Origin of the sequence: Parasphingorhabdus sp., assembly GCF_049667325.1 — a bacterium.
GTDB lineage: Bacteria > Pseudomonadota > Alphaproteobacteria > Sphingomonadales > Sphingomonadaceae > Parasphingorhabdus.
In genome coordinates, this window is the sequence record NZ_JBATHY010000212.1 from 1 (window position 1) to 6,237 (window position 6,237).

Consider the following 6,237-nt stretch of genomic DNA (forward strand, 5'->3'; position numbering starts at 1 on the left):
CGGCGCTTTTCGCCACCGGAAAGATCGGTGACAGGACTGTCGCCGGGCGGGCAGCGCAGCGCTTCCATCGCGATTTCGAGCTGATTGTCGAGGGTCCAGCCATCGACCGCGTCGATTTTTTCCTGCAGCTCGCCCATTTCTTCCATCAGCGCGTCAAAATCCGCATCTTCCGGCGGGTCGCCCATGATGTTGGAAATTTCGTTGAAGCGGCCGACCAGATCCGCGACTTCGCGGACGCCGTCCATGACATTTTCCTTGACCGTCTTGCTCTCGTCGAGCTGCGGCTCCTGCGCCAGATAGCCGACGCGGATATTCTCGCCAGCCCAGGCCTCGCCCTGAAACTCGTCATCCTGTCCGGCCATGATTTTCATCAGCGTCGATTTACCGGCGCCGTTCTTGCCGATGATGGCGATTTTCGTGCCGGGCAGGAACTGCAGATGAATATTGTCGAGCACCGGTTTGGGGGCTCCCGGAAAGGTCTTAGTGAGACCTTTCATGACATAGCTATATTGGACGGCCATTAAATCTGCTTTCAAAGTTGCGCGTCATTCCAGCAAAAGCTGGAATCTCAGGCGGCTTGGCGCTCGGATTGAGGAGATCCCGGCTTGCGCCAGGATGACGGGTTAATTTCAGCGCCTATGTAGCTATTCCGCCGGTGACCCGCAAGAGACCATTGGCAAAGCGCAAAAGGCCGGTTAGGCAGCGGTCATGAGAAAAATATCCACCCTGCTCGCTGGCGCGTCCGCGCTGTTTCTGTCCACCTCTGCTCTGGCCGACAATCATGGCGCCATGGCGCTGCAGGCCAAGGCGCTGCAAGACGAGGTCGCTTATGACATAGTCGAAGGCTTGACCACCGAGGTCGGACCGCGCCAGGCGGGCACCGAACAGGAAGCCCGGGCGCGGGTCTGGTCGGTCGCAAAGCTGAAGTCGCTCGGCTTCGAGAACGTCCGCAGCGAGCCGTTCATGATGCCGACCTGGGTGCGTGGTGAGGAGACAGCTGAGGTTGTTGCACCTTATTCTCAGAAGCTGATGGTCACCGCATTGGGCAATAGTGCCAGCACGGGTGCCAATGGGATCACTGCCGAAGTCGCCTATTTTGATTCTCTCGACGCGCTGAAGGCGGTTCCCGACGGAAGCCTGACCGGCAAGATCGCCTTTGTTACCCACAATATGCACCGGACGCAGGATGGCTCCAGCTACAGTGCTTTCGGTCCGGTCCGCTGGTTCGGTCCCTCGATCGCCTCACAGAAAGGCGCCGCGGCCTATGTAATCAAATCGATCGGCACTGATTATCACCGCAACCCACATACGGGTAGCACCGGCTTTGGTGAAGGCATCAAACCCATTCCGACCGGCGCCCTGTCGCTCCCCGATGCGGACAATCTCGAGCGGATGGTTAAACTGGCGCGAAAATCGGGAAAGCCGGTGACGATGAAACTGGTGCTGACACCAAAAAATATCGGGCAGCAGGAATCGGGTAATGTCATCGCCGAAGTCGTCGGAAGTGACCCTGCCCTGCCGATGATATTGATTGCCTGCCATCTCGACAGCTGGGATCTGGCGACCGGTGCATTTGACGACGCCGCCGGCTGCGGGATCATCACCGCGGCGGCAAAGCATATCAAGGAACACGGACAACCGCTTCGTACCATTAGATTATTATGGGCGGGCGCAGAGGAAGTCGGGATCTGGGGCGGAAAAGCCTATCGCGACGCTCATCGCGACAAGAAGCACGCAATAGCGATGGAATCGGATTTTGGTGCGGACAATATCTGGCGGGTGGAATTCACCCTGCCCGACGGGGCCAAGCCCGTTGCGGACCAGATAGCGTCGAACCTGTTGAACCTGGGTATTGGCCGTTCGGCTGGCCAGGCCGGCGGCGGCGCGGATATTGGCCCGATCATCGCCGACAGCAATCTCGCGATCATTGATCTGCAGCAGGACGGCAGTCGCTATTTCGATCTCCACCACACGCCCGATGATACGCTTGACAAGATCGACCCGGAACAATTGCGTCAGAATGTCGCAGCCTGGACCACGGTGCTTTCGATCATCGCCAACAGCGATGCCAACTTCACCCTGCCGGTGAAACAATGAAAATTGGCCATGCCCTCGCTACGGCCACGCTGATCCTCGCCGCCTGTTCCGAAACCCCTATCGAGGAACGAGGGGAAGAGGCCATTGCGGAAATGGAGAGCCAGATAGAAGAAGACGCCCGGTCACTGGAAGAAGCCGCGGATGAATCGGTCAAGGCGCTGGAAAAGGACATCGATTCCCAGCTGGCCGATGATGGTATCGGCGGGCCCGAGCCCAAACAATTGCCGAATCGTCCGGCAAACTAGCCCGCGAGCCGTTTTACCGGACACCGCTCGCCAATATTAGCGGGTCAGACCGGCAAGGACAGAGTGGCCCGCAAACCGCCCGTTTCCCGGTTTTCAAGGATGATATCACCGCCGTGATCCCGGGCGATGGCTCGCGCAAGCGTCAGCCCGAGTCCGGACCCGCCGGTTGCGCGATTGCGCGATGCTTCTCCGCGCAAGAACGGCTCGAACATCGCATCGATTTTTTCTTCGGGAATGCCCGGCCCATCATCGTCGACTATTATCATCAACTTGTCGCCAGACTTTTCCACAGTGATATCCGCAGTTTTTCCATAAAGAATCGCGTTGCCGATCAGATTCCGCAACGCGCGGCGGACCAGAGTTTCGCGGATGGTTGCTATTTGCTTCTCGCCACGCTGATAATGCAGAACATGGCCGAGATCTGTGAACTCGTCGACGACCGTTTCAATCAACGAACGAACGTCGACCGGATACGATGGCTCGGTCGAGCGTCCAAGGCGTGCCAGAGAAAGGATATCGTCGAGCATATGGTCCATATCTTCGATGCCGGCGATCATCCGTTCCCGTTCGACATCCTCCTCGATATTCTCGACACGAACCCGCAGCGCCGCCAGCGGCGTACGCAGGTCATGACCAATGGCTCCCAGCATAACATCCTTTTCGTCGAGCATGCTGGAGACGCGGCCACTCATGTCATTGAACGCTCGGATTAATTCCCGTGTGTCGGGAGGTCCCTGCTCGATCAGATCCATTGCTTCTCCGGGCTGGAATGAATGGGCTTTTGCCGTGAGCGATTTGAGCGGTTTCGATATATAGCGTCCCAGCAGGATCAGCGGTATTAGCATCAGCAGGTAAATAGTGATAGTCTGGAGCAGCAAGGTTCGCACCAGCAAGGGTGTCCGCTGACGCACCACGGAGGCAACGCTGACCCATTGGCCATCGGCCTGTTGCGCCGAGACGATGATGAAGCCGCTGATTACCGGTGGCGTTGCCCTGGCCCCCATCGAACGGTTGATCGGATTGTTCCGCCAATGGCCGCGATTGGCCCCGATAACATAGTTCGCCATATCGCTCGGCAACCGCCGGACGGAAGCCGCGCGAATATCGGAAAATTCTGCACCCATATTGACAAAAGCCTGCCCTGCCCGCGCTTCCAGTTCCGGCAGACGATTCATGTCGGCCGTGACCGCGCTCTCGGGTCCGAATTTCAACCGTCCCCAGCGCCGCCCGCGCATCGCCATACTTCTGGCGTCGGGACGACCCGTAGCCTGCCGTTCAAAACCGAATGCAATGCGGGCAACTGCGGATGTAGAGGCCTCGACCAGATTCTGGGTTTGCGCCCCGCGATAGAACAGAACAGCGTTGATGCCCTGGGCCAGCAACAGCATCAGCGCCACGATCAGAAGGATCTGTCCGACCAGACTATTGGGCCACAGACGTCTCACAGGGACTTTACCTCACCGGCCAGCATATAGCCGCCGCCCCATACGGTCTTGATGATTTCCGGATTCTTGGCATCCATCTCAATTTTACGCCGCAAACGACTGATTTGATTGTCAACTGCTCGATCAAAGGCGTGGGCCTCGCGGCCCTGGGTTATGTCCAGAAGCTGATCCCGGTTGAGCACTTGACCGGCTCGCGACACCAGCGCCAGCAGCATCTGATATTCACCCGTCGACAACGACACGTTCACGCCTTCTGCATCGATCAGACTGCGTTTGTCACATTTGAGCGTCCAGCCAGAAAACTGATAGGCCCCTCCGCTCGTGCCATTTTGCCTTGCACCACCCTTTTCCGCGCGGCGCAATATAACCTTGATCCGTGCGACCAGCTCCCTTGGGCTGAACGGCTTGGTGATATAATCGTCGGCTCCCAGCTCGAGGCCGATAATGCGTTCGGTTTCCTCGGTTTTGGCGCTGATGAAAATGACCGGAATATCGGTTTTTTCGGTGACATAGCGACATAGGCTGAGGCCATCTTCGCCGGGCATCATGATATCGAGCAAGATTATGTCAAAATTATAGGCGTTGATCAGGGATCTAGCGATGCTGGCATCTTTGGCCTGCTGCACCTTATAGCCCTGTTTGATCAGATAATCCGCCAATGGCTCGCGGAGCGAGGCTTCGTCATCGACCAGCAATATGTGAATCTTGTTCGCCATTGGATCAGCCTATCACAGGAAATGCAAAAAGGAACGGACCGCCAGCCAATTTGGGGGAGAAGGGGAGATGGCTGACGATCCGTTCGCGAAAAGAGTGGTTCAGGGAATTAACCGCCTCTTTTGTTCCGTTGGCCGCGATGGGCATCGCGGGCGGCTTTACGCTCGTCCTGGGTGACCGTGCCGTCTTTGTTGGCATCGGCCTTTTCAAAGCGCGCGATTGCTGCAGCGGTGAACTCGGCTTTGCTGATCATCTGATCACCGTTGGTATCGGCCTGGCGCATCATAGCCATGCCCTTGCCCCCGCGGTGACCGCGCATGCCCTTTCCGCCTCGACCGCCACGTTTTCCGTGCATCGCCTGCGCTTCTTCCTGGCTCAACTTGCCGTTGCCGTCCTTGTCCATGCGGGCAAAACGATTGGCCTTGCGTTCGGCGCGTGCGGCTTCGATTTCCGCCGGTGACAGTTCGCCGTCACCATTGGTGTCATTCTTGGCAAATCGCTCTGCCTGCCTGGCTTCGCGATCGGCCTTGGAAAGCTGGCCATCGCCATTGACGTCCATCTTGGTGAAGCGCGCATCGAGCGATTGGGTCAATTCGGCACGACTGATCGCACCATCGCCATTGCTGTCGGCGCGCATACCGCGGTCGCCGGGAGCGGCTATGGCGATTCCGCCAGCCATCAATATCGCGGTTGCGCTCGAAATTAAAATTGCCTTTTTCATAATCCTATTCCTCATATTCCAGTTCAGGGAGACGGTTTGTCTTTCCGTCATGAATGTCTTTCTAATCGCCACTTGTCGCTGAACTTTGTCAGAACGGCCCAAAATTGTCGCAAATTGTATCGGATGGCGCGAACTATTCATTCACGCGCAAGATAATCGTCCGATTTCGGCAAATATCCCGGTGAAAAGCCGAATGAACAATAACATTATGTTCCGCTTAAGGGCGACCGCGACCGAACGACGCATATTTGCGTTCCTTACCGCCAAATCGCAGAGCGATTGTCGGTCTAATCGAACAGCAACCTTGTTGTTCGGTCGACAAAAACGAGACAGACAAGAATCATACGGACAATTGTATCGGCTATTTTTGACCGGCATCATTCGCGATATTTGGCTAAAAAGCGGTAAAATATGAAAACAAGACAAATCTTTTGCCAGCAAGATTTCAGCGCTTTTCCTGCCAACCTGTAACTCGCCGGATCACCGTACAAGAAACATGCAGGCCAAAGTAATTTAAAGTGCAATGTTCTTGTCAAGATCGGTATTTGCTTGGCTATTTTTGATTTCACAGGCGAACACAGCGTGTCAAAATCTTCCCAAATCGATAATTTCTAGCTGGATCCTCAATCCAGAACCGCAACAGCGCGAAAACGGAAACCGCAAGCTTGTTCTTCGAAAACATAATGTTCATCATTGCAAACATAAGTTTACTATCAGCCCATATTCGGGACGAATCTCGGCAATCAGGCGATTATATTGGAGGGCTTGGGCAGAAACTGCCGGCACATCGACAGACGCAGGCGAGGATCGGGATAGTTTCCTAACTGTAACAATCATTATTGCGTTGAACGACCGATATTTGGCTGAAATGCTGATGCTCTGAGCATGAATGCATATGGCTGCGATCGCCTGGTTTCGCGAGATTCCGACTACCAGAGACGCTGACAATATCCTTACATTTTCGAAAATATCGGCCAAGACAATAGGGATATTGTTAAAAATGGCCGATTCCGGA

General features: G+C 55.7%; 6 protein-coding genes. 2 read left to right on the plus strand and 4 right to left on the minus strand.

Annotated elements, in window-relative coordinates:
- On the minus strand, positions 1–521 hold a 521-nt coding region (locus WBM93_RS09630), incomplete at its 3' end, for an ATP-binding cassette domain-containing protein (RefSeq protein WP_424431313.1).
- Between the two features lie 187 nt (positions 522–708).
- On the opposite strand from WBM93_RS09630, the gene WBM93_RS09635 reads away from it, so the two are divergent.
- Both WBM93_RS09635 and WBM93_RS09640 read left to right on the plus strand, forming a co-directional pair.
- Positions 709–2,097, plus strand: a complete 1,389-nt coding sequence (locus WBM93_RS09635; protein WP_424431315.1) for a M28 family peptidase — start codon at positions 709–711, stop codon at positions 2,095–2,097.
- Positions 2,094–2,342 (plus strand): hypothetical protein, encoded by a 249-nt coding sequence (locus WBM93_RS09640; RefSeq protein WP_424431317.1) that lies wholly within the window; start codon positions 2,094–2,096, stop codon positions 2,340–2,342. Before WBM93_RS09635 ends, WBM93_RS09640 begins: the two co-directional genes overlap by 4 nt.
- Positions 2,343–2,386: 44 nt before the next feature.
- On the opposite strand, the gene WBM93_RS09645 is transcribed toward WBM93_RS09640, so the two are convergent.
- The 3 genes from WBM93_RS09645 to WBM93_RS09655 form a co-directional block, all read right to left on the minus strand.
- Positions 2,387–3,787, minus strand: a complete 1,401-nt coding sequence (locus WBM93_RS09645; protein WP_424431319.1) for a sensor histidine kinase — start codon at positions 3,785–3,787, stop codon at positions 2,387–2,389.
- On the minus strand, positions 3,784–4,503 hold the full coding sequence (locus WBM93_RS09650; protein WP_424431321.1) for a response regulator: 720 nt from the start codon (positions 4,501–4,503) through the stop codon (positions 3,784–3,786). The genes WBM93_RS09645 and WBM93_RS09650 overlap by 4 nt, the downstream gene beginning before the upstream one ends.
- A gap of 107 nt (positions 4,504–4,610) precedes the next feature.
- Positions 4,611–5,222, minus strand: coding sequence for a hypothetical protein (locus WBM93_RS09655; RefSeq protein WP_424431323.1), 612 nt, complete (start codon positions 5,220–5,222; stop codon positions 4,611–4,613).
- Between the last annotated feature and the right edge of the window lie 1,015 nt (positions 5,223–6,237).

Excerpts from the sequence above, each read along its gene's own strand:
- WBM93_RS09640 (WP_424431317.1), top strand. The coding sequence starts at position 2,094 with ATGAAAATTGGCCATGCCCTCGCTACGGCCACGCTGATCCTCGCCGCC.
- WBM93_RS09650 (WP_424431321.1), bottom strand. The coding sequence starts at position 4,503 with ATGGCGAACAAGATTCACATATTGCTGGTCGATGACGAAGCCTCGCTC.
- WBM93_RS09635 (WP_424431315.1), top strand. The coding sequence starts at position 709 with ATGAGAAAAATATCCACCCTGCTCGCTGGCGCGTCCGCGCTGTTTCTG.
- WBM93_RS09655 (WP_424431323.1), bottom strand. The coding sequence starts at position 5,222 with ATGAAAAAGGCAATTTTAATTTCGAGCGCAACCGCGATATTGATGGCT.